Origin of the sequence: Kosakonia sp. (assembly GCF_032104925.1) — a bacterium.
Taxonomy (GTDB): Bacteria; Pseudomonadota; Gammaproteobacteria; order Enterobacterales; family Enterobacteriaceae; genus Kosakonia.
The window spans coordinates 12,918-33,312 of sequence record NZ_DAMCGF010000010.1; the positions used below are offsets into that span (position 1 = coordinate 12,918).

Below are 20,395 nucleotides of genomic sequence, written 5' to 3' on the forward strand. Positions count from 1 at the left end.
ACTTGTCGTTTTTCTGCAGACTCAGCGCCAGCGGCTCAGACATGTTTCTCGAGCGTAAAGACCACCACGCCATACGGCACGATTTCCGCTACCGCACACTCAAAATCCACCGCACCGTTGGTAAGGCGCACTTTGCCGCCCGGCAGACGCACCACATCAAAAACATCCAACGTATCGTCAATGCTGATAAACCAGCGGCCGTTGCCAATTTTTTGCGCACGGGTATCCACCAGCCAGCCCGCATTTAGCCCTTCAATAAAATTCAAACCGTCGGTAGACGCTGGCGCGAGACTGCGATCCAGCGACCAGACGCCCGCCTCTTTCAGCTCGCCAGACTCATGGCGAAATTTCGGGATGCTCAGCGCCGCGTCATTTTGCGCGGCGCCCGCGGACGCAGCGGGATACATTTCGCCTTTGCCCGTCGCCAGCCAGCCTAAAGAGACACCGGTATCCAGCGCACAAGTCACCACTACATCGCCAGGGAAAAACTCACGTCGCACCCAGGTGCTGATGGTGCCGGAGGAGATATCCAGTAAATCCCCCAGCTCTTTTTGCATCTCGAACCCGTACGCATCAAGGATACGGCGCAGCACCGGACGCCCGCCGGTCGACAAAATTTCGTCGTACAGCGCTTTGCCCTTCGGCACCGGTTTATCCGTCAATTTCGCATTTGCAAATTCACCTGTCACCAGCCAGTGCAGGTCTGCGCCGGTGTCTAGTGCGCATTTGACCACCGCTTTATACGACACGCTATCGCGCTGGATCCAGCTGCTGATATTGTTCGCCGGCACATCCAGCGCCTCAGCGAGGGCTTTCTGGCTGGAGACGGAATAGGACGCGGCAATGCGCTCAATCACATCCTGAACACTCATCTTGTTTTCACTCATGGACACCAACATCGAAAAAGTGATTTACACAATCGCATTTGCGATTTATATTGCTGTGCATCGACCAAAAAGCACAGCTTCGCAGTACATTTTAAACAACAGGAGATAATGCGATATGTCAGATGCAAAATCAACGCCGTCGCATCCGCAATCCGCTACTCAAATGCGATCCAAACGTAGCTGCCACAGCCGGGTGAGCATTGAGATAACTGCCCGTTTTCCGGCATGCTACGCCGCGATTCGCATAACAAAGTCCGCGCCAGCAAACCAGAAAACATCCTCGGCAATCCATAGCCAGCGCGAATGTCAGAGAGATCAGCAATACGCTGAGCTCATATCGCAGAACCGACTTAACCGCTACAAGTCTGACCTTCACGACACCGCAACATGGCGCGACGCGCAGGTGAACGCCAGCGCCTGGCATTTTGCCTTTACGCAACAGGAAAAGTGCCGTCACGGCGTTAAACACCCTTTCGGCATGGTGTTACGCTGAATTTGCTTTTGCAAGCCAACACTATCGCAGGAGAGCTTATGGCTATCACATCCCCTGTCATGCATGTTCCGCTTAGCACATCAGAGCGGCTAAGCGGGCTAAACCATATCGCCGAGCTTCGCGGTCGTTTATGGGGCGATAACTGGAGCGACGTAGCACGCTTTATCGACGATCTGCGCGACCCGCGTGACGAACACGCAGAAGAGAACAACCGGGCGCTGGCGGCGATTTTCTTTCTTGCCAGAGTGCCCGCCGCGCGCCAGGCGCTCAACCCGCACGCATTAACGCTTGATGAGAAGCGGGCGGTGATCGCCGCCATGAACCATTTCCGCGCGGTAGTCAGCCAGTTTCCGAAACGGCTCACCATGCCGCTGTAAACCCTAAATCCACAACAATGACGTCAACCCGTCGGGCATCCCCTTGCCCAAATTCAGGAGCAACACAATGAGAAAACACCCCTTCAATTCACCGAACCACAGCCCGGAAGCTCTCGCGCTCCAGCTTGCGCAAGCGCGCAACAATGAACGTCTGCGCTGCGCCGGGGTTATCTCCGCCCGTCTGGACGCCCTGGCCACATTCATCAGTTCGCATCGCCTTGAATGGCATGATGCTGCTGAATTGTTGCGCCAGGAAGCCAGCCACATCGACAACCAGGCGCAGGAGCTGCACTAATGGCCGACGAAATGGATCTCGCCCAGCAACGCGAGATGGAAGAACGCGAGCGGCATATTCAGCATCCACGCAATCGCCTGCTGGCACCCTCAAGGCTGACCTGTGAAAGCTGCGATGCGCCTATCCCGCAAGCGCGGCGCATGGCGCTGCCCGGCGTCACCTGTTGCGTTTGTTGCCAGCAGATCGCCGAACTGAAAGACAAGCACTACAGGAGACGCTAATTGTCTGTCACCTGGGCTTATCCGTGGAATGCGCCGCGTTCAGCTATCTCCAGCCCCTTGCTCACTCACGCTGAGCTGCATCGCCGTAATCGCCATATTGCGGCGGTGTCGCAGGCGCGTCAGGCACTGGCGCTCCAGCCGGAGTGCGTGCGCGTTTCACTCACCCGAGCTGCGGATACGATAGAAAAAGAGCACGGTAGGGCGCGGGCGGAGGCTTTCCTGTTGCATTTTTATCGCCGCACGCTGCCGAGGCTCAACGCGGTGGCGCAACGCTATCAACTGGATCATTTACAGCCGCGCCTCTCCAGAGCGGTGTTCAACGGCCATTTTGATACGGTTATCCAGCAGGGGCTGGCGCACCGCTTAGTCTCGCTGTTTACTCGCTACAACCAGTTGCCGGATATGAACAAAGCCCCTGTCGACAGGCTGGCGGCGGACATCGCCAATTTTATTCGCGGTGAACTGGCAGAGCACGACGACACAAGCGCAACGGAGCTGAAAACGCTGCATCGCTGGTATCTGCACGCGGGCACCATCGCCTTGCAATTCAACATCACTCCCCCGCACTGGCAGCGAGTGACGAAAAAAGTCGTCCGCGCGGAAGATCTCGCCCCGGCGATCATGCGCCTGTTCAGCGAGCAGTGGTGGCGCGGGCATCTGCGCAAAGCCGCCGTGCAGTGGCGCGAACATTTGCACATTGCCCTCGGCAATGTCAGCAAGAAAAAACAGCCCTACGCCAGCGCGCAGTGTGTAACTGCCTGGCGCGAGCAAAAACGGCGTAATCGCGAGTTTCTTAAAAGCATGGAGCTGGAAGATGAAGAGGGAAACCGCATTAGCCTTATTGATAAACACGACCGCTCGGTAGCCAACCCGGCAATCCGTCGCTGTGAGCTGATGACGCGCCTTCGCGGTTTCGAAACCATCTGCCAGAACCTTGGTTACGCAGGCGAGTTTTACACGTTAACCGCGCCCTCGGCCTGGCACGCAACAACGCGCGCGGGCTACCGTAACCGGAAATGGAACGGCGCCAGCCCGGCGCAAACCCAGGCGTATTTCACCACGTTGTGGGCGCGTATCCGCGCGAAGCTGCACCGCAACGGCCTGCGCGTTTTCGGCATTCGCGTGGCAGAGCCGCATCACGACGGCACTCCGCACTGGCACCTGCTGCTGTTTATGCAGCCGCAGGAGGTTGCCCGCGTGCGCGAGATCCTGGGAGATTTCGCCTGCCAGCAAGACCGCCATGAGCTGTCCAGCGCGAAAGCGCAACAGGCACGCTTTCACGCCGAAACCATTGATGCACAAAAAGGCAGCGCGACCGGTTATCTGGCGAAATATATCGCGAAAAATATCGACGGCTATGCGCTGGACGGCGAAACCGACGTTGAGAGCGGCGCATTGCTGAAAGAGAGCGCCTGCGCGGTCTGCGCTTGGGCCGCACGCTGGCGCATCCGCCAGTTTCAGTTTATTGGCGGCGCGCCGGTCACCGTTTACCGCGAGCTACGCAAACTGGTCGATAACGATGCCGCGCGTGGATTGAGCGTGGAGTTTGCGCAGGTGCATGAAGCCGCCGACCGCGGCGACTGGGCGGGTTATGTCAACGCGCAAGGCGGGCCGTTCGTCAAACGCGATGCGGTGCAGGTGCGCACTCTTTATGAAGCAGACGGCGATTTTAATCAGTATGGCGAAGAGACGCTGCGCGTACGCGGCGTGTATGACAGCGTGGCTGGAAGCGGATCGCCGCTGCTGACGCGGCTGAAAAAGTGGAAGATCGTGCCAAAGCGCCCACAGGAAAACGTGCCGGAGACCGCCCTTTCTTGGAGTTCTGTCAATAACTGTACGCCCTTCGAGCCCGATCAGCGGTTAAACCGCCGCCAGCGTCGGCAACTTACCGCCTGGCTGCGCAGCGATATTCTGCAGGCGCGCAAACGTACGCCAAAAAGCGTGCGCTGTACTGGCAGGAGTAGCAGGGAAATAGCTGGAAACACCGGGTTTAAAGCGCGAGCAGAAAGCCATAATGGTTTTCTTTATCAGCAACATAGTGATGGGAACAAATAATTATCGCTTCCCATTAATAATCAGCCTATGATACTGTATAAACATACAGTACAAGAAATTCATGAGAGGGATTCATGGTCTCTGAGCGACTAAATCAGACTCAGCACAAGTGGGCATGCGTGCAATTCATTGCCGAGGTGTCTCTGCTGGCTAACTGCAAACCGTCCGATCTGAAACTGGCGCTGAGTCTGATTGCGGACCTGGCCAACAGCGAAAACGCTACCGATGAGGATGAAAACATTTTCTACAAGGCCGAATAGCGCCCCGCCACGACCCTTCCCGGCAGTTAACGCTGCCCTTCTCTCGATGCGCCAGCGGCACTGCTGCCTGGTGCATTCGTGCTGTGCTTTTCTCCCTGCGCCCACCTGTTGTGCCAGCGCTTAACCAGCCCCGAAAGATAGCGTCCCTCGCCTGCGGTCAGGAAACTTAACCATGGGGAAAAACCTTCCTGATGGAAAGAGACGCGAACGATGAATGTGAAAACACAACAAGGCGATACCCTCGACCTGCTTTGCCTGCGTTATTACGGGCGCACCGCATCAGTGGTCGAAACGGTACTCGCCGCCAACCCGGGGCTCGCCGATCTGGGCGTTATTTTGCCTTATGGCACCACGGTCAACCTGCCGGAAGTACAGACGCAAACCATTAAAGAGACGGTGAATCTATGGGGCTGACCATCGAAAAAGTCACCTCATCGCTGGCGTACTGGATAAGCGTGGCGCTGACCTTTTTCGGTGCCATGACCCCGCAAGACTTTGCCGCCTATTTTGGCGCGCTGGGTGTTGCCGTCACCGTGGCGGTGAACTGGTACTACCGCCGCAAAAGCTATCTGTTCCTCCAGTCCTGCGCGTCAACCCAGGAGGTGATGAATGGGATTACCCGTAAAACGCTGTAGCGCGGCGGCGGTGCTGGCGCTGGCGGTACTGCTGCCAGATTTCCGCTTACTGAAAACTTCACCGCAGGGGCTGGCACTGATTGCCGATCTTGAAGGTTGTCGCCTGCGCCCTTACCAGTGCAGCGCCGGGGTCTGGACATCCGGCATCGGTCATACCGCAGGCGTCATACCAACGCGCGATATCAGTGAAAAAGAGGCGGCGAGCAACCTTGTCGCCGACGTATTACAGGTTGAACGCAGACTGGCGCAGTGCGCACCGGTGGCGATGCCGCCGCAGGTGTATGACGCGGTGGTCAGCTTCGCCTTTAACGTTGGCAGCGGCGCGGCTTGCCGCTCGACGCTGGTTTATTTCCTTAACCAAAAGCAGTGGCGCCAGGCCTGCAATCAGCTGCCGCGCTGGGTGTTTATCGACGGTGTACGTAACCAGGGACTGGAAAACCGCCGCCAGCGCGAACGCGCCTGGTGCCTGCAGGGGGCGCAATGAATGCTCGTCTGATCGCCCTGTTGATCGCCTCGCTCGGCCTGCTGTGGCTGGTGCAGCAAAACCACTCGCTGAGCACCTCGCTGGCGCAATCCCGCCAGCTTACACGTGAGCAAAACAGCGCCATCACGCAGCTGAAAGCGCAACTGAACGCCGCCGCCGCGTTGGCGGACAAAAACCAGCAGGCGCAGGTGGCACTGCGCCTGCAACTGGATGCCGCCAGCACGCAAGCGGTGCGGCGCGAACAATCGATAACGAGGTTACTCAATGAAAATGACGCGTTTCGCCGCTGGTACAGCGCTGAGTTGCCTGATGCTGTGCGCCGGGTGCACCAGCGCCCCGCCTGCCCTTCCGCCGGTCACTGTTTACAACAGTTGCCCGCTGGTCAGCCTGTGCCCGATGCCGGGAGGTAACCCGCAAACTAACGGCGATTTGAGCGCCGATATCCGCCGACTGGAGCTTGCGCTGGCACAGTGTGCGCTCCAGGTCGAAACCCTTAAACATTGCCAGGATGAGATCAATGCTAAAACCCAATACGCTACGCACCGCGCTGACTGACGCCGTGCCGGCGCTGCGCGATAACCCCTCGATGCTGCGCCTGTGGGTGGATAAAGGCAGTAACACCGCCACCCTCGCCAGCTCACTATCTTTTGAGAAACAGTTCAGCCTCAATGTCACCGTCAGCGGTTTTGCCGGTGATATCGATGCGCTGTTCGTACCGGTGATGGCGTGGCTGCGCGCTAACCAGCCCGACATCCTCACTACCGAAGCCGGTCGCAAAGGCAGCTTCAGCTGGTCGCTGGTGACGAACACCGACAACACCCAGGATTTGACGATGGTGCTGCAACTGACCGAGCGCACCAAAGTCACGGAAATCGACGGCGCGCTGCATGCCGAAACACTGCCGGAACCGCTGCCGCCCGCGTTCGTGACCCGCCCGACCGAGCTTTATATCAACGGTGAACTGGTGAGCCGCTGGCCGGCCTGAATCGCCCGGCGTTGTGCCAAAAATCGGACAGCCCTGTCCGTTTTTCAACGCCCGTCACGCATAGGATGATTTCCGTTATGAACAGACAACTCTCGCTTCAGGAACTGTCCCGCTTGCTGCGCAATATGATCCGCACCGGGATAATCGTTGATATCGATCTGAACAGCGGACGCTGCCGGGTGCAGACCGGCGGCCTCGTAACACAATGGTTGCAGTGGTTAACCCACCGCGCCGGGCATTCACGTAGCTGGTGGGCACCTTCCATCGGCGAACAGGTGTTGCTGCTGGCGGTCGGCGGCGAGCTTGACACCGCGTTCGTGCTGCCGGGAATTTTTTCCGATGACAACCCGGCCCCTTCGGCATCCGCCGACGCCTTGCATGTCGCCTTTCCCGATGGCGCAGTCGTGGAATATGAACCGAAAACCAGCGCGTTAACGGTGAGCGGCATTAAAACCGCCACCATCAGCGCGTCGCAATCCCTTACCGCTACCGTACCCGACGTGCGGGTGACCGCCACGACCCGCATCACGCTGGATACGCCGGAAGTGGTCTGCACCAACAAGCTCATCACCGGCACGCTGGAGGTACAAAAAGGCGGCACGATGAGCGGCAACATTGAGCACAGCGGCGGATCGCTCACATCCAACGGCAAAGTGTTGCATACCCATAAACACCCCGGCGACAGCGGCGGCACAACAGGAGCGCCTTTATGACAGTTCGTTACAACGGGTTAAACCGCACCACCGGCAAGCGTCTTACCGACACCGAGCATATTCGCCAGAGCATCAGCGACATTCTGCGCACGCCGATAGGCTCCAGAGTGATGCGCCGCGATTACGGCTCATTGCTGTTTGAGATGATCGACCAGCCGCAGACCCCGGCGCTGACGCTGCAAATTCAGGCCGCCTGTTACATGGCACTGTTGAAATGGGAGCCGCGCATTAGCGTAAGCGCGGTCACCACCGAGCGCCAGTTCGACGGCAAATTACTGGTCAACCTGACCGCGCAACTCGCCAGCACCGGCGAGTCCCTTTCGTTAACCCTTCCAGTGAGTTAAAACCATGCCGATTATCGATCTGAGCCAACTGCCGGCGCCGGATGTGGTCGAGGAGCTTGATTATGAGGCTATCCTCAACGACCGCAAAGCGACGCTGATTTCCCTGTTTCCCGCCGATGAACAAGAAGCGCTGGCGCGCACACTGGCGCTGGAGTCCGAACCGCTGACCAAATTTCTGCAAGAGAACGCCTACCGTGAAGTGATGTGGCGCAGCCGCGTTAACGAAGCGGCCCGCGCGGTGATGCTGGCCTACGCCGCCGGGAAGGATCTGGATGTGATGGCCGCCAACAGCAACACCGCGCGACTGGTGGTTTCGCCCGCCGACGAGAGCACCATTCCGCCAACGCCGGCGGTGATGGAGTCTGACAAAGATCTGCGTCTGCGCGCGCAGCAGGCGTTTGAAGGGTTAAGCGTCGCCGGGCCGGAAGGCGCTTACGAATACCATGGTCGCAGTGCCGACGGACGGGTTGCCGATATTTCGGTCATCAGCCCGAACCCGGCGTATATCACCATTTCCGTGCTCTCCCGCGAGGGGGACGGCCGCGCCAGCGATGAGCTGATCGCCATCGTGGATAAAGCCCTGAACGCCGAAGATGTGCGCCCGGTGGGCGACCGTGTGACGGTGCAAAGCGCGGAGATCGTGCCTTACCAGATTAACGCCACGCTCTACTTCTACCCCGGCCCGGAATCGGAACCGATTCGCCAGGCCGCTGAACAGCAGTTAAAAGCCTATATCAACGCGCAACGGCGTTTAGGGCGCGATATCCGCCAGTCGGCGATTTATGCCGCGCTGCACGTTGAAGGCGTGCAGCGAGTGGAACTGAGCGCGCCGCAAAGCGATCTGGTGTTGGCGAAAAATCAGGCCTCTTACTGCACCGCCTGGAGCATTAATGCCGGAGGCACCGATGAGTGACGACCGTTTGTTGCCTGTTGGCTCATCCGTTCTTGAGGTGGCAGCGGCAAAAGCGGCGGCAGATATTGAGCGCGTGCCGGTGCCGCTGCGCACGCTGTGGGATCCGCAAACGTGCCCGGCAGAGCTGCTGCCTTACCTGGCATGGGCGCTCTCCGTCGATCGCTGGGACTTTAACTGGCCGGAAGCGACCAAACGCAAAGTGATTGCCGCTTCATTCTTCGTTCATCAACACAAAGGCACGCGCAGCGCGCTACGCCGGGTGGTTGAGCCGCTCGGTTTTCTGATTGAGCTGCGCGAATGGTGGGAGGACAACGCCGAGCCGGGCACCTTTAAACTGGTGATTGGCGTGCAGGAGAATGGCATTACCGAGGAGATGTACCTTGAACTGGAGCGGCTGATTAATGATGCCAAACCGGCGAGCCGCCACCTGACCGGGTTAAACATCAGCCTGAGCAGCAGCGGCGAGTTTTATGTCGGCGCCGGTTGCTATCTGGGTGAAGAGCTGACCGTTTACCCTTACATGCCGGAAGAGATTGTTGTTGGCGGTGAATATTACCCGGCTTCAGCGGTTCATCTGGTTGATGATGTCATCATCACTTAACCACGTAACATCACACCAAACGGGCTGCGGCCCGTTTTTTTTTACCCGCCTCGTTGTGCCAGCGGGCAGCCAACCCCGCCTGATAGCGTTCGCCTGTCGCTGAACGGAAAATGTCTTCTGTACTGATTCATCACCCAACAACCTGAGAGTTAACGCATGACTGCAAAATTCTTTGCCATTCTGACCAATCAGGGGGCCGCGAAGCTGGCGAACGCCGCGTCGCTTGGCACAAAGCTTAACCTTACGCAGATGGCGCTCGGCGATGCCAACGGCGTACTGCCCACGCCTGATGCGGCGCAAACTCAACTGATTAATCAGAAGCGAATTGCCCCGCTGAACCGCCTGTCCGTTGATCCAAATAACACCAATCAGATCATTGCCGAACAGGTGATCCCGGAAAACGAAGGCGGCTTCTGGATCCGCGAAATCGGCCTTTACGACGATGACGGCGTGCTGATTGCTATCGCCAACTGCCCGGAAACCTACAAGCCGTTGTTGCAGGAAGGCAGCGGACGCACGCAGACGATTCGCATGGCGCTGATTGTTTCATCGACAGCAGCCGTGACGCTGAAGATTGACCCGTCGGTGGTGCTGGCCACGCGTAAATACGTTGATGATAAAGTTATCGAAGTAAAGGCCTATTCAGACGATCTGCTGAAACAGCATGTCGCCGCTGCTAACCCACATACACAATATGCACCGCTTGCCAGCCCGGTATTTAGCGGTGTGCCTACCGCTCCGGATACGCACATCGGCAACTATGGACAGCAAATCGCCAACACAAAGTTTGTTCATGATGTCCTGAATGATGACAACTATATCCTGCCCGTAGGGGGTGTTGTTGCCTGGCCGCAGGCGACGCCGCCATTAGGGTGGTTTACATGTAATGGCGCGGCGTTTGATAAAGCGAAATATCCCAAACTGGCGCTGGCGTATCCATCCGGTGTTCTTCCCGATCTGCGCGGCGAGTTTATTCGCGGCTGGGATAATGGCCGCGGGCTGGATGCCGGACGAGTGCTGCTTTCGGCGCAGTCCGATGAATTGAGAGCGCATAACCACCGTTTTGTTAACGAATACGCTACACCGACCATAAGGATTATTGCTTTTACAGATGAAAACAGTGAAAGCGTGGATGGTTCCGTTACTCCTGGCAAGCGGGCATGGACCTATATCTGGATGGAAAACACCGGTGGCGCGGAAACTCGCCCGCATAACATCGCATTTAACTACATCGTGAGGGCTGCATAATGACGCAAGCGACACTGAACCAGAACCTGATTGCCACCGTTGCCGGAGAGCAAACCGTCTATAACTTCGCAGCCGATACGCGCGAATATCGTTCAACATCGGTGGAGTACCTGGCTGTCGGCGTTGGTATTCCGGCAAACGCAGCCATCGATGCGCCGCCCGCGGTGAAAAGCGGCTTTGCGGTTTGCCGTAAGGCTGATTCGAGTGGCTGGGAATACGTTGCCGATCACCGCGGCGAAACGGTTTATGACATCGCCAGCGGCAAGCAGACGCAACTGGACAAACTGGGTGATTACCCGGCAGACGTTACACCACTTGCACCAGCGACCGCTTACGATCAATGGGACGGCAGCAAATGGGTGACCGATACAACCGCACAGCAGACAGCGCTTGTCAGCGGGGCGGAACAGAAAAAAACGCAGTTACTGAGTGAGGCAAAAAACACTATCAGCCTGTGGCAGACCGAGTTGCAGCTCGGCATTATCAGCGATGACGACAAAGCCCGGCTGATTGCCTGGTTGCAATACATCAGGCTGCTCCAGGCGGTGGATACCGTAACGGCACCGGATATCAACTGGCCGCAACAACCGCAATAACACCAGACGGGCTACGGCCCGTTTTTTTCATTCATAGTTGTCCTGCCCATAAACCAACCCCAACCGATAGCCCTGCCCGATGCGCTCACCGGAAAATAGTGCCCACGTTTCCGACAACTGAGAGTGAACGCATGACCGCGAAATATTACGCCATTCTGACCAATCAAGGTGCGGCGAAGCTGGCAGCAGCTACCGCGCTTGGCACGCAAATCCATATCACGCAAATGGCCGTCGGCGACGGTAATGGCAGCCTGCCAACGCCCGACGCCACACAAACTCAACTGCTTAATCTGAAGCGCATCGGTGCGGTGAACACGCTCACTGTCGATGCGGCCAACGCAAATCAGATCATTGCCGAACAGGTGATCCCTGAAAATGAAGGGGGCTACTGGATCCGCGAAATGGGGCTTTTTGATGACGATGGCGTGTTGATTGCCATTGCCAACTGCCCGGAAACGTACAAGCCGTTGTTACAGGAAGGCAGCGGCCGCACGCAAACCATTCGCATGGCGCTGATTGTCTCGTCAACGGCGGCGGTGACGCTGAAAATCGACCCGTCGGTGGTGCTGGCGACACGCAAATATGTCGACGATAAGGTTATCGAGGTAAAAGCGTATGCCGATCACTTGCTGACCGCACATCTCGCCGCGGCTAATCCACACCCGCAATACCTGCAAATCGCCGATATTGCAAAGTTTACGCCTGTCGGCGTACCGCTACCTTTTCCTTCAGCGACGCCGCCGACGGGGTGGCTCAAATGTAATGGTGCCGAATTTGATAAGGCGAAATATCCGGGGCTCGCCGCGGTATTCCCGTCTGGATATTTGCCCGATTTGCGTGGCGAGTTTATTCGCGGCTGGGCGGACGATGGTTCCTTAGATGCCGGACGGTCACTATTAAGTATCCAGGGCGACGCGATTCGCAATATTACCGGCATGCTTCCTTGCACTGCACCTTATGGATATGAGCAAGATGGGAGAGGTGCATTATTTGGCGCCGCAAGTTTTGCTCACGGAGGAGGCTCGGTAGAATCTAAAGCGGGTGGGTACGGTATTGGATTTAACGCATCCATGGCAGTACCTACTGCTAATGAAAATCGCCCACATAACATCGCATTTAACTACATCGTGAGGGCTGCATAATGGCGCAAGCGACACTGAATCAGAACCTGATTGCCACCGTTGCCGGAGAGCAAACCGTCTATAACTTCGCAGCCGATACGCGCGAATATCGTTCAACATCGGTGGAGTACCTGGCTGTCGGCGTTGGTATTCCGGCAAACGCAGCCATCGATGCGCCGCCCGCGGTGAAAAGCGGCTTTGCGGTTTGCCGTAAGGCTGATTCGAGTGGCTGGGAATACGTTGCCGATCACCGCGGCGAAACGGTTTATGACATCGCCAGCGGCAAGCAGACGCAACTGGACAAACTGGGTGATTACCCGGCAGACGTTACACCACTTGCACCAGCGACCGCTTACGATCAATGGGACGGCAGCAAATGGGTGACCGATACAACCGCACAGCAGACAGCGCTTGTCAGCGGGGCGGAACAGAAAAAAACGCAGTTACTGAGTGAGGCCAAAAATACCATCAGCCTGTGGCAGACCGAGTTGCAGCTCGGTGTCATCAGCGATGACGATAAAGCCCGGCTGATTGCCTGGTTGCAGTACATCAGGCTGTTCCAGGCGGTGGATACCGCAACGGCACCGAATATCAACTGGCCGCAACAGCCGCAATAACACCAGACGGGCTACGGCTCGTTTTTTGGTGCCCGGTTGTACCGCCCGCAAGCCAACCACATACAATAGCTCTGCTTATGCGCTCACCGGAAAATAGTGCCTACCTTTCCGTAACTGAGAGTAAACGCATGACCGCGAAATATTACGCCATTCTGACCAACCAGGGCGCGGAGAAACTGGCAGCAGCCACCGCCCGTGGCACGCAAATCCATATCACGCAAATGGCCGTCGGGGATGGCAATGGCGCGCTGCCAGTGCCGGACGCTACCCAGACCCAATTATTGAACCAGAAGCGTATCGGCGCAGTGAATACGCTCACTGTCGATGCCGACAACCCCAACCAGATTATTGCCCAGCAGGTGATCCCGGAAAATGAAGGGGGATTCTGGATCCGCGAGTTAGGGCTTTTTGATGACGAAGGCACGCTAATTGCCATCGCAAACTGCCCGGAAACCTATAAACCGCTTTTACAGGAGGGCAGCGGGCGTACGCAAACCATTCGCATGTCGCTGATTGTTTCTTCTGCCGCCGCCGTCACGCTGAAAATCGACCCGTCGGTGGTGCTGGCGACACGCAAATATGTCGATGATAAGGTTATCGAGGTAAAAGCCTATTCCGAAGACCTGATGAAACAGCATCTTTCATCAGCGAATCCTCACGATCAATACCTGATGATTGGTAACGCCTTAAAAGAACTGCAATCGGCGGGGCTCGTTGCTGAGGCTCTCAAAAATCTTGGTTTGGGAGAGGCCGCAAAGCAGGGAGTAGCAACAAACGCCCAAATGGTGGCAGGAACGGCCACAAATCTTCTACCGAGTGTTGCAACAGTAATGAGCCTTTTCAGCAAGCGCTCATATTCAGCCAATGATTTTATCCGCATCCCTGATGTGCCAGGTGGATTAATTATTCAGTGGGGAACGGTTATATCTGGCAATTTTGGTGATACCCCATGGACATATCCAACACCTTTTCCTAATGCCCGTCTGGGAGTATGGGGAGCCTTCCACCGGATGGGAACGAGTGGTAGTGATTATCCGACGATATCTTTTAACAACATATCTGATCCAACACCAAAATCGCTGAGTAATTTTATGTTGCGCATTAGCGGTAATGGCGGCGCGGGTTACACGGCTTTCGTTTTCGCAATAGGATATTAATTATGACTAAAGCTTATTTTTCACCCTCATTAAAGTCATTTATTCCAATTACATGGAAAAATGACGGAACCTACAGCGATGAAGACTGGCCTGCTGATGCATTTATTGCAACCGATCAAGAAATCACTATGTACTGGAAACAAACTCCACCTCCGGGGAAATTAATGGGTGTGGCAGGTGGCAGACCTGCGTGGGTAGATGAACCAGCCCCAACACGGGAACAAATTATTGAGCAGGCAAATTCCCAACAGGCATCACTCATGCAGAAAGCGTCAAGCAAAATCAGCATACTCCAGGATGCCGTCGATCTCGGAATCGCTACCACAGAGGAAACCGATACATTGACCGCATTGAAAAAATATCGGGTGATATTGATGAGAATAGACACATCAAAAGCACCCGATATTGAATGGCCTGTCCTGCCAGGCGCTCAGGTCAGCTGAGATCAGACGCGATGGAGGTTCCAACGCCATTTACCGCTTTGATGTATTTCATCCAGGCAGTTACGGGGTGATTGTTATCGGGGTGTATACATGCAAGAAAATATTCGGTCGTGAATAGGATATGCAGGATGTCCCCACCTTCTGCACCAATAACGAATGTCCCCTGGCCGGAAAAACCGTAATAACAAACAACCTCCAACGGGCCCCGGCCCGTTTTTTTTGTCTACTGTGTTGTTTCATCCCCACGCCAACCCCGACAAATAGCGCGTTAGCGCTGCGTTCTGGAAAATAGCACTCACCCCAACACCACGGAGTTAATCGGATGAGTGACTACCATCATGGCGTTCAGGTCGTCGAAATCAACGACGGCACACGCGTCATTTCCACTGTCTCAACTGCTATCATCGGCATGGTTTGTACGGCCAGCGACGCCGATGTGGCAACCTTTCCACTGAATGAACCGGTGCTTATCACCAACGTGCAAAGCGCCATCGCCAAAGCGGGCACCAAAGGTACGCTGGCATCGTCTTTACAGGCGATTGCCGATCAGGCGAAACCGGTGATTGTTGTGGTACGTGTCGCAGAAGGTAGCGGCGACGATGCCCAGGCGCAGACGATTTCCAATATCATCGGCACCACTGATGCAAACGGGAAATACATCGGTCTGAAAGCGCTGCTGACCGCTGAAGCGGTGACCGGCGTGAAACCGCGTATTCTTGGCGTGCCGGGTTACGACACACTGGAAGTCGCAACCGCGCTGGCCCCCATCTGCCAGAAGCTGCGTGCCTTCGGTTACGTCAGCGCCTGGGGCTGCAAAACCATTTCGGAAGCTATTAAGTACCGTGAGAATTTCAGCCAGCGCGAGCTGATGGTGATTTGGCCGGACTTCCTCGCCTGGGATACCGTCGCTAACGCCAGCGCCACGGCGTACGCCACGGCGCGCGCACTCAGCCTGCGCGCTTATATCGACCAGTCTGTTGGCTGGCACAAAACCCTGTCTAACGTCGGCGTTAACGGCGTGACCGGCATCAGCACCCCGGTGTTCTGGGATCTGCAGGAATCCGGCACCGATGCGGATCTGCTGAACCAGGCTGGCGTCACCACGCTGATTCGTAAAGATGGCTTCCGTTTCTGGGGCAACCGCACCTGCTCGGATGATCCGCTGTTCCTGTTTGAAAACTATACCCGTACCGCGCAGGTAATTGCCGACACCATGGCCGACGCGCATATGTGGGCGGTGGACAAACCGATTACCGCGACGCTTATCCGCGACATCATTGATGGCATTAACGCGAAATTCCGCGAGCTGAAAAGCAACGGTTACATCGTCGATGCGACCTGCTGGTTCGATGAATCCGCGAACGACGCCGAAACCCTGAAAGCCGGGAAACTGTATATCGATTATGACTATACGCCGGTCCCGCCACTGGAAAACCTGACCTTACGCCAGCGCATCACCGATAAGTACCTGGCGAACCTGGTCTCCTCGGTTAACAGCAATTAAGGAGCCTGATAAATGGCAATGCCGCGAAAACTGAAATACATGAACGTGTTCCTCAATGGCTACAGCTACCAGGGTGTCGCCAAATCCATCACGCTGCCAAAGCTGACCCGCAAGCTGGAAAACTACCGTGGTGCTGGCATGAATGGCGTCGCGCCGATTGATATGGGTCTCGATGAAGAGGCGATGTCAATGGAGTGGTCGCTGGGCGGCTTCCCGGATGAAGCTATCTGGGAACTGTATGGCGCCACCAGCGCCGACGCGGTGCCGATCCGCTTCGCCGGTTCTTACCAGCGCGATGACACCGGGGAAACGGTGGCAGTGGAAGTGGTGATGCGTGGTCGCCAGAAAGAGATCGACACTGGCGAAAACAAGCCGGGTGAAGATACGGAATCCAAAATCTCCGTGGTTTGCACCTACTTCAAACTGACCATTGATGGCAAGGAGCTGGTGGAGATCGACACCGTCAACATGGTTGAAAAAGTGAACGGCGTCGACCGTCTCGAACAGCACCGCCGCAATATCGGCCTGTAATGCCCCACCCGGTCAGCCTGGCTGGCCGGGTCTTCCCCCCGCAAAAGCAACGAGGATCGTATGAGCCACGAAACAGATAACCTCATTACCCTGCAAACCCCGATTAAACGCGGCGAGCAGTTGATCAATTCCCTTACGCTGATGAAACCGAACGCCGGTACGCTGCGCGGCCTGAGCCTGGCCGCGGTGGCAAACGCCGAAGTGGACGCGCTGATTAAAGTGCTGCCGCGCATCACCTCCCCTTCACTTACCGAGCAGGAAGTGGGCGCGCTGGACCTGGCCGATATGGTGGCGCTGGCGGGCAAGGTGGTCGGTTTTTTGTCACCAGCTTCGGGACAGTAAATTTTCCGGCCAGGCTGTCGGTTGACGATCTGATGGCGGATATCGCGGTGATCTTCCATTGGCCGCCATCAGAGCTCTACCCCCTGAGTCTGAGCGAACTCATCACCTGGCGCGAAAAAGCGCTGCAGCGAAGCGGAAACACATATGAGTAACAGCGTAAATATCGAGGCCCTGCTCGCTGCTGTTGATCAAGCGAAGCGGCCCTTTCAAACCCTGCAGACGGCGAATGTGTCGCTGTCTGACAGCATAAAAGCAACGGAGAAAAACCTGAGCGGGTTGTATGGTCAACTCGCTCAGGTGGATGGCTTAATGCGGGCGGAAAAAGCCCTTACCTCAGTCAATGTGCGGCTGGAAACGATGCAGCAGCGTACGCAAAAACTGGCGGAACAAGGCCCGCCGACGCGCAGCCACGCCAGTCTTTTGCAGTTCACACAACAGCGTGTCAGCCAGCTGCATCTGCAGCGCCTCAACCTGACGGCGAAAGTCGCCAGGCGGAAAAGCGTGGTTACCGAATCCGGCCTTGACGCTGCGGCGCCACTGGCGGAAAAGCTGCGGCTGAAAAGCCGCATCAGCGACAGCTCGGCGCAGTTGGTAACCCAACAGCAGAGCCTGAAACAGGAAAACCGGCAGCAACGGCAGAAGAAAATCCAGGATGCGCAGCAGAGCATCACAGGGATGGGCGGAAAAGTCGCCAGCCTTGGGAAGGCCAGTATGTCGGTGGCAAACACCGGCTTTAGCCTTGGCAAAAAATTGCTGCAACCGGGTTATGAAGCATCACTGCAAGCGCGCCCTACCGTGCAGCCTGCGCCAACGGGCACCGCTGTCGCCAGCCTCCAGCAGAGCGCCGGAAACCGGGCCCAGCCGATCGCCAACCAGCAACAAAGCGGCGGCGATGCTGCGGCCGTGACGCAAAACAATGCCGGCAACCTTGGCACGGATTTAGCGGCGCTACAGGCAGCTTATCAATCCCTGAGCGTGGACATTTTCGCCACCCAGGAGTCGTCGCTGCGCATGCTGGTACAGACCGCGACTGGTTATCTCGGGCAGCTTCAGCAGTGGGTGCAAAATAACCAGGGGCTGGTGCAAAGCTTTGGTCTGATAGCGACGGTGATCGTCGGCGTTGCAGGGGCAATCGGCACTATCGCAAGCGTGATTGCGCCCGTCTTTACGGGGATCAGCACGCTTATCACCATTGCCACGACCTTCGGCAGCGTGTTTACCACCGTTTGTGGCGGGATCATGGCGGTTATCGGCGGACTCACCTGGCCAATTGTTGCCGTGGTGGCGGCCATCGCCGCTGGCGCTGCGCTGATTTATAAATACTGGGAGCCCATTAGCGCCTTTTTTAGCGGCGTGATTGAGGGGATCGTCGCGGCATTTGCCCCCATTGCAGAGATGTTTTCGCCATTACAGCCGGTTTTCGATGCCATCGGCGGTGCACTGCAAACGGTAAAAGAGACCTTTATCGCGCTGCTGACGCCAGTCAAGGCCAGCGAGGAGACGCTCACTCAATTCGGCAACCTCGGGCAGAGTGTCGGTAAAATGCTTGTTAATGCATTCACCTGGCCACTGAACCTCTTCCGTTCACTGAGCGAGAGCGCGACGGGGTTGCTGGAGACGCTGGGCATTATCGATAAGAAACCCGCACTGGCGCTCAAACCATCGATCGAGCAACCCGCTACCGGAGGGGTATCCAGCTATATCCAGCCCACAAGTTCGCAGCCGGGGTATAACGCTTACCAGGTGGCGCGCCCGTCAACCGGCAGCTCTTACCTCGACCAAAGCCGTACGGAATATAACGTCACGCTGCAGGGCGATGTCACGCCGGGCAGCAGCAACGAACGTTACCTGCAGGATCTGTTCCGCCAGGATGCCGATAACCGGCGCAACAACGCGTTATCCCAATTCAACCCGTAAGGAGAGTTCGCATTATGATGCTGGCATTGGGGCTTTTTGTTTTTATGCGGCAGACGCTGCCATTTCAGAGTATGAGCCGTACCTCAGCGTTTAACTGGAAGAACAACGCGCGTGTGGGCAAGCGCGCGGCGTTTCAGTACATCGGTCCAGGGGAGGAAACCATCGAAATTACGGGCGCGCTCTACCCGGAACTCACTGGCGGTGTGCTGTCGCTTGCGGCGGTACGTCTGATGGCCGATCAGGGTCGCTCATGGCCGCTTATTGACGGAACCGGAATGATTTACGGCATGTATGTAATAAGCAGCGTCACCGAAAACGGTTCTGAGTATTACAGCGACGGTTCACCGCGCAAAATCACCTTCACGCTCAAACTTACGCGCGTTGATGAATCGCTGGAGGCCCTGGCGGGCGATCTTCAGGCCCAGGGGGAACAACTGTTCAGGGACCCGACGAAGATACTGGGGAACATGTGATGATTGACGTACTCACCCAGGATTTGGGGCGAACAAGCGTCCCCCTGTTTACGCTGAAGCTAAAGCAGAAACAGCATGATCCGCAGCAAGCGCAAAAACAGCAAGTAAAAGACATAACCTACGATATTGCGCCTCGCCTGATAGCGTTGACCGTCACCGATAATCGCGGGTTTGAAGCCGATACGCTAACGCTAACGCTGGATGATGCCGACGGAAAAATCCAGATGCCGCAGCGCGGTAATGAGGTAAGTGTCGCCATTGGTCGACTGGGAGAACTGCTCACTAATATGGGCACGTTTACCATCGATCAGGTGACACACCGAGGTACGCCGGATCAGGTGGTTGTTACCGGCCGCAGCGTCGATTTTCGCGGCAATATGAATAGCCCAAAAGAGTGGTCATGGCATGACACAACGCTTGGCGAAGTTGTCAAAGATATCGCCTGGCGTAATTCACTGAGCGCCAGTGTCGCGCCAGCGCTGGCAAATATAAAAATCGCCCATATCGACCAGTCTAATGAGTCCGACATTGGCTTTCTTACCCGGCTGGCAACTCGCAACGGTGCCGAAATCGCCGTGAAATCAGGTACGCTGATTTTCCTTGTTCCGGGCATGTGCGTTCGGGGCGGCAAGGTTGTTCCTTCGGTGACGATTACCCGCAGCGATGGCGACTCACACGAGTTTACCCTTGCCGATCGCGTAGCTTACAGCGGTGTGGTTGCCCACTGGCAAGATACCAGAACGCCAAAAGCGCAGACGAAGCAGGTAAAACTGACGCGCAAAACTGCGACAACCAGCAATGAAAAACAGGAAGCGACCGATTACACCGCTGGATCAAAAGATAATATCTATACCCTGCCGACGACATACTCTTCTAAAGATGAAGCCATGCGGGCGGCAGAGGCACAGTGGCAAGATATCCAGCGCAACGCGGCGAAATTTACGCTCACTCTCGCTCAGGGGCGCACCGATATCTCAGCAGAAAGCCCTGTGTATGTTTCAGGCTTTAAAGATGCGATCAACAACACGCCCTGGGTAATCAAAAAAGTGACACATGGCATTGATAGCAATGGTTTTATTAGCAAACTGGAGCTGGAGGTTCGGGTTGATGGCGTTAAATATGAAGTGCAGGAATAACGTCAAATGCATTCTTTAACTTGCATTTGCAAGCTAAAAGGATAATA

The 20,395-nt window shown here is 56.3% G+C and carries 30 protein-coding genes; 29 read left to right on the forward strand and 1 reads right to left on the reverse strand.

Annotated features, from left to right (window positions below):
- Positions 1-35: 35 nt before the first annotated feature.
- Entirely contained in the window at positions 36-887 is an 852-nt protein-coding gene (locus RT644_RS17920; protein ID WP_313627405.1) for a phage repressor protein CI, read from the reverse strand.
- Between the two features lie 115 nt (positions 888-1,002).
- Between RT644_RS17920 and RT644_RS17925 the strand changes: the two genes are divergently transcribed.
- The 29 genes from RT644_RS17925 to RT644_RS18065 all read left to right on the forward strand — a co-directional run bounded on the left by RT644_RS17925 (position 1,003) and on the right by RT644_RS18065 (position 20,348).
- Positions 1,003-1,380 (forward strand): hypothetical protein, encoded by a 378-nt coding sequence (locus RT644_RS17925; protein ID WP_313627406.1) that lies wholly within the window; start codon positions 1,003-1,005, stop codon positions 1,378-1,380.
- A 38-nt stretch (positions 1,381-1,418) separates the two neighbouring features.
- The gene (locus RT644_RS17930) at positions 1,419-1,757 is read left to right on the forward strand and encodes a DUF5347 family protein (protein WP_160269070.1); all 339 of its coding nucleotides are present in this window, start codon (positions 1,419-1,421) and stop codon (positions 1,755-1,757) included.
- Positions 1,758-1,824: 67 nt separating this feature from the next.
- Positions 1,825-2,052, forward strand: coding sequence for a DUF2732 family protein (locus tag RT644_RS17935; RefSeq protein ID WP_020454777.1), 228 nt, complete (start codon positions 1,825-1,827; stop codon positions 2,050-2,052).
- The gene (locus tag RT644_RS17940; protein WP_313627407.1) at positions 2,052-2,273 is read left to right on the forward strand and encodes a TraR/DksA family transcriptional regulator; all 222 of its coding nucleotides are present in this window, start codon (positions 2,052-2,054) and stop codon (positions 2,271-2,273) included. Before RT644_RS17935 ends, RT644_RS17940 begins: the two co-directional genes overlap by 1 nt.
- Positions 2,274-4,328, forward strand: a complete 2,055-nt coding sequence (locus RT644_RS17945) for a replication endonuclease (RefSeq protein ID WP_313627408.1) — start codon at positions 2,274-2,276, stop codon at positions 4,326-4,328. It abuts the gene before it with no gap.
- Positions 4,329-4,402: 74 nt separating this feature from the next.
- Positions 4,403-4,588: a hypothetical protein gene (locus tag RT644_RS17950; RefSeq protein WP_017459947.1), complete on the forward strand. Its 186-nt coding sequence runs from the start codon at positions 4,403-4,405 to the stop codon at positions 4,586-4,588.
- Between the two features lie 210 nt (positions 4,589-4,798).
- Entirely contained in the window at positions 4,799-5,002 is a 204-nt protein-coding gene (locus tag RT644_RS17955; RefSeq protein WP_020454780.1) for a tail protein X, read from the forward strand.
- Entirely contained in the window at positions 4,993-5,223 is a 231-nt protein-coding gene (locus RT644_RS17960) for an HP1 family phage holin (protein WP_017459945.1), read from the forward strand. The genes RT644_RS17955 and RT644_RS17960 overlap by 10 nt, the downstream gene beginning before the upstream one ends.
- Positions 5,198-5,707 carry a lysozyme gene (locus RT644_RS17965; RefSeq protein WP_313627409.1) on the forward strand — a complete coding sequence of 170 codons (510 nt, stop codon included), beginning with the start codon at positions 5,198-5,200 and terminating at the stop codon, positions 5,705-5,707. Before RT644_RS17960 ends, RT644_RS17965 begins: the two co-directional genes overlap by 26 nt.
- The gene (gene lysB / locus RT644_RS17970; protein ID WP_313627410.1) at positions 5,704-6,117 is read left to right on the forward strand and encodes an Rz-like lysis system protein LysB; all 414 of its coding nucleotides are present in this window, start codon (positions 5,704-5,706) and stop codon (positions 6,115-6,117) included. The genes RT644_RS17965 and lysB overlap by 4 nt, the downstream gene beginning before the upstream one ends.
- Positions 6,017-6,262, forward strand: a complete 246-nt coding sequence (gene lysC / locus RT644_RS17975) for an Rz1-like lysis system protein LysC (RefSeq protein WP_313627411.1) — start codon at positions 6,017-6,019, stop codon at positions 6,260-6,262. The genes lysB and lysC overlap by 101 nt, the downstream gene beginning before the upstream one ends.
- Positions 6,225-6,692 carry a phage tail protein gene (locus tag RT644_RS17980; protein WP_044489451.1) on the forward strand — a complete coding sequence of 156 codons (468 nt, stop codon included), beginning with the start codon at positions 6,225-6,227 and terminating at the stop codon, positions 6,690-6,692. Before lysC ends, RT644_RS17980 begins: the two co-directional genes overlap by 38 nt.
- A gap of 77 nt (positions 6,693-6,769) precedes the next feature.
- Positions 6,770-7,405, forward strand: a complete 636-nt coding sequence (locus RT644_RS17985; RefSeq protein ID WP_045513793.1) for a phage baseplate assembly protein V — start codon at positions 6,770-6,772, stop codon at positions 7,403-7,405.
- A complete protein-coding gene (locus RT644_RS17990; RefSeq protein WP_313627412.1) occupies positions 7,402-7,749 on the forward strand; it encodes a GPW/gp25 family protein in 348 nt (115 codons plus the stop codon). Before RT644_RS17985 ends, RT644_RS17990 begins: the two co-directional genes overlap by 4 nt.
- Before the next feature lie 4 nt (positions 7,750-7,753).
- Positions 7,754-8,662 carry a baseplate assembly protein gene (locus RT644_RS17995; RefSeq protein ID WP_020454786.1) on the forward strand — a complete coding sequence of 303 codons (909 nt, stop codon included), beginning with the start codon at positions 7,754-7,756 and terminating at the stop codon, positions 8,660-8,662.
- Positions 8,655-9,263, forward strand: a complete 609-nt coding sequence (locus RT644_RS18000) for a phage tail protein I (RefSeq protein WP_313627413.1) — start codon at positions 8,655-8,657, stop codon at positions 9,261-9,263. The genes RT644_RS17995 and RT644_RS18000 overlap by 8 nt, the downstream gene beginning before the upstream one ends.
- Positions 9,264-9,419: 156 nt before the next feature.
- Entirely contained in the window at positions 9,420-10,511 is a 1,092-nt protein-coding gene (locus tag RT644_RS18005) for a phage tail protein (protein ID WP_313627414.1), read from the forward strand.
- Positions 10,511-11,107, forward strand: coding sequence for a tail fiber assembly protein (locus RT644_RS18010; RefSeq protein WP_313627415.1), 597 nt, complete (start codon positions 10,511-10,513; stop codon positions 11,105-11,107). The genes RT644_RS18005 and RT644_RS18010 overlap by 1 nt, the downstream gene beginning before the upstream one ends.
- 131 nt (positions 11,108-11,238) lie before the next feature.
- Entirely contained in the window at positions 11,239-12,249 is a 1,011-nt protein-coding gene (locus RT644_RS18015) for a phage tail protein (RefSeq protein WP_313627416.1), read from the forward strand.
- Entirely contained in the window at positions 12,249-12,845 is a 597-nt protein-coding gene (locus RT644_RS18020) for a tail fiber assembly protein (RefSeq protein ID WP_313627417.1), read from the forward strand. Before RT644_RS18015 ends, RT644_RS18020 begins: the two co-directional genes overlap by 1 nt.
- Positions 12,846-12,973: 128 nt before the next feature.
- Positions 12,974-14,002: a phage tail protein gene (locus RT644_RS18025; RefSeq protein WP_160269050.1), complete on the forward strand. Its 1,029-nt coding sequence runs from the start codon at positions 12,974-12,976 to the stop codon at positions 14,000-14,002.
- 2 nt (positions 14,003-14,004) lie between these two features.
- Positions 14,005-14,445, forward strand: a complete 441-nt coding sequence (locus tag RT644_RS18030; protein ID WP_313627421.1) for a tail fiber assembly protein — start codon at positions 14,005-14,007, stop codon at positions 14,443-14,445.
- A gap of 322 nt (positions 14,446-14,767) precedes the next feature.
- A complete protein-coding gene (locus tag RT644_RS18035) occupies positions 14,768-15,949 on the forward strand; it encodes a phage tail sheath protein (protein ID WP_313627423.1) in 1,182 nt (393 codons plus the stop codon).
- Between the two features lie 12 nt (positions 15,950-15,961).
- On the forward strand, positions 15,962-16,480 hold the full coding sequence (locus tag RT644_RS18040) for a phage major tail tube protein (RefSeq protein ID WP_020454793.1): 519 nt from the start codon (positions 15,962-15,964) through the stop codon (positions 16,478-16,480).
- A 60-nt stretch (positions 16,481-16,540) separates the two neighbouring features.
- The gene (locus RT644_RS18045; RefSeq protein ID WP_313627425.1) at positions 16,541-16,822 is read left to right on the forward strand and encodes a phage tail assembly protein; all 282 of its coding nucleotides are present in this window, start codon (positions 16,541-16,543) and stop codon (positions 16,820-16,822) included.
- A gap of 32 nt (positions 16,823-16,854) precedes the next feature.
- Positions 16,855-16,974: a GpE family phage tail protein gene (locus RT644_RS18050; RefSeq protein ID WP_017459930.1), complete on the forward strand. Its 120-nt coding sequence runs from the start codon at positions 16,855-16,857 to the stop codon at positions 16,972-16,974.
- A complete protein-coding gene (locus RT644_RS18055; RefSeq protein WP_313627427.1) occupies positions 16,967-18,739 on the forward strand; it encodes a phage tail tape measure protein in 1,773 nt (590 codons plus the stop codon). Before RT644_RS18050 ends, RT644_RS18055 begins: the two co-directional genes overlap by 8 nt.
- A gap of 14 nt (positions 18,740-18,753) precedes the next feature.
- Positions 18,754-19,212, forward strand: coding sequence for a phage tail protein (locus RT644_RS18060; protein ID WP_313627430.1), 459 nt, complete (start codon positions 18,754-18,756; stop codon positions 19,210-19,212).
- Positions 19,212-20,348: a contractile injection system protein, VgrG/Pvc8 family gene (locus RT644_RS18065; protein WP_313627431.1), complete on the forward strand. Its 1,137-nt coding sequence runs from the start codon at positions 19,212-19,214 to the stop codon at positions 20,346-20,348. Before RT644_RS18060 ends, RT644_RS18065 begins: the two co-directional genes overlap by 1 nt.
- Positions 20,349-20,395 lie beyond the last annotated feature (47 nt).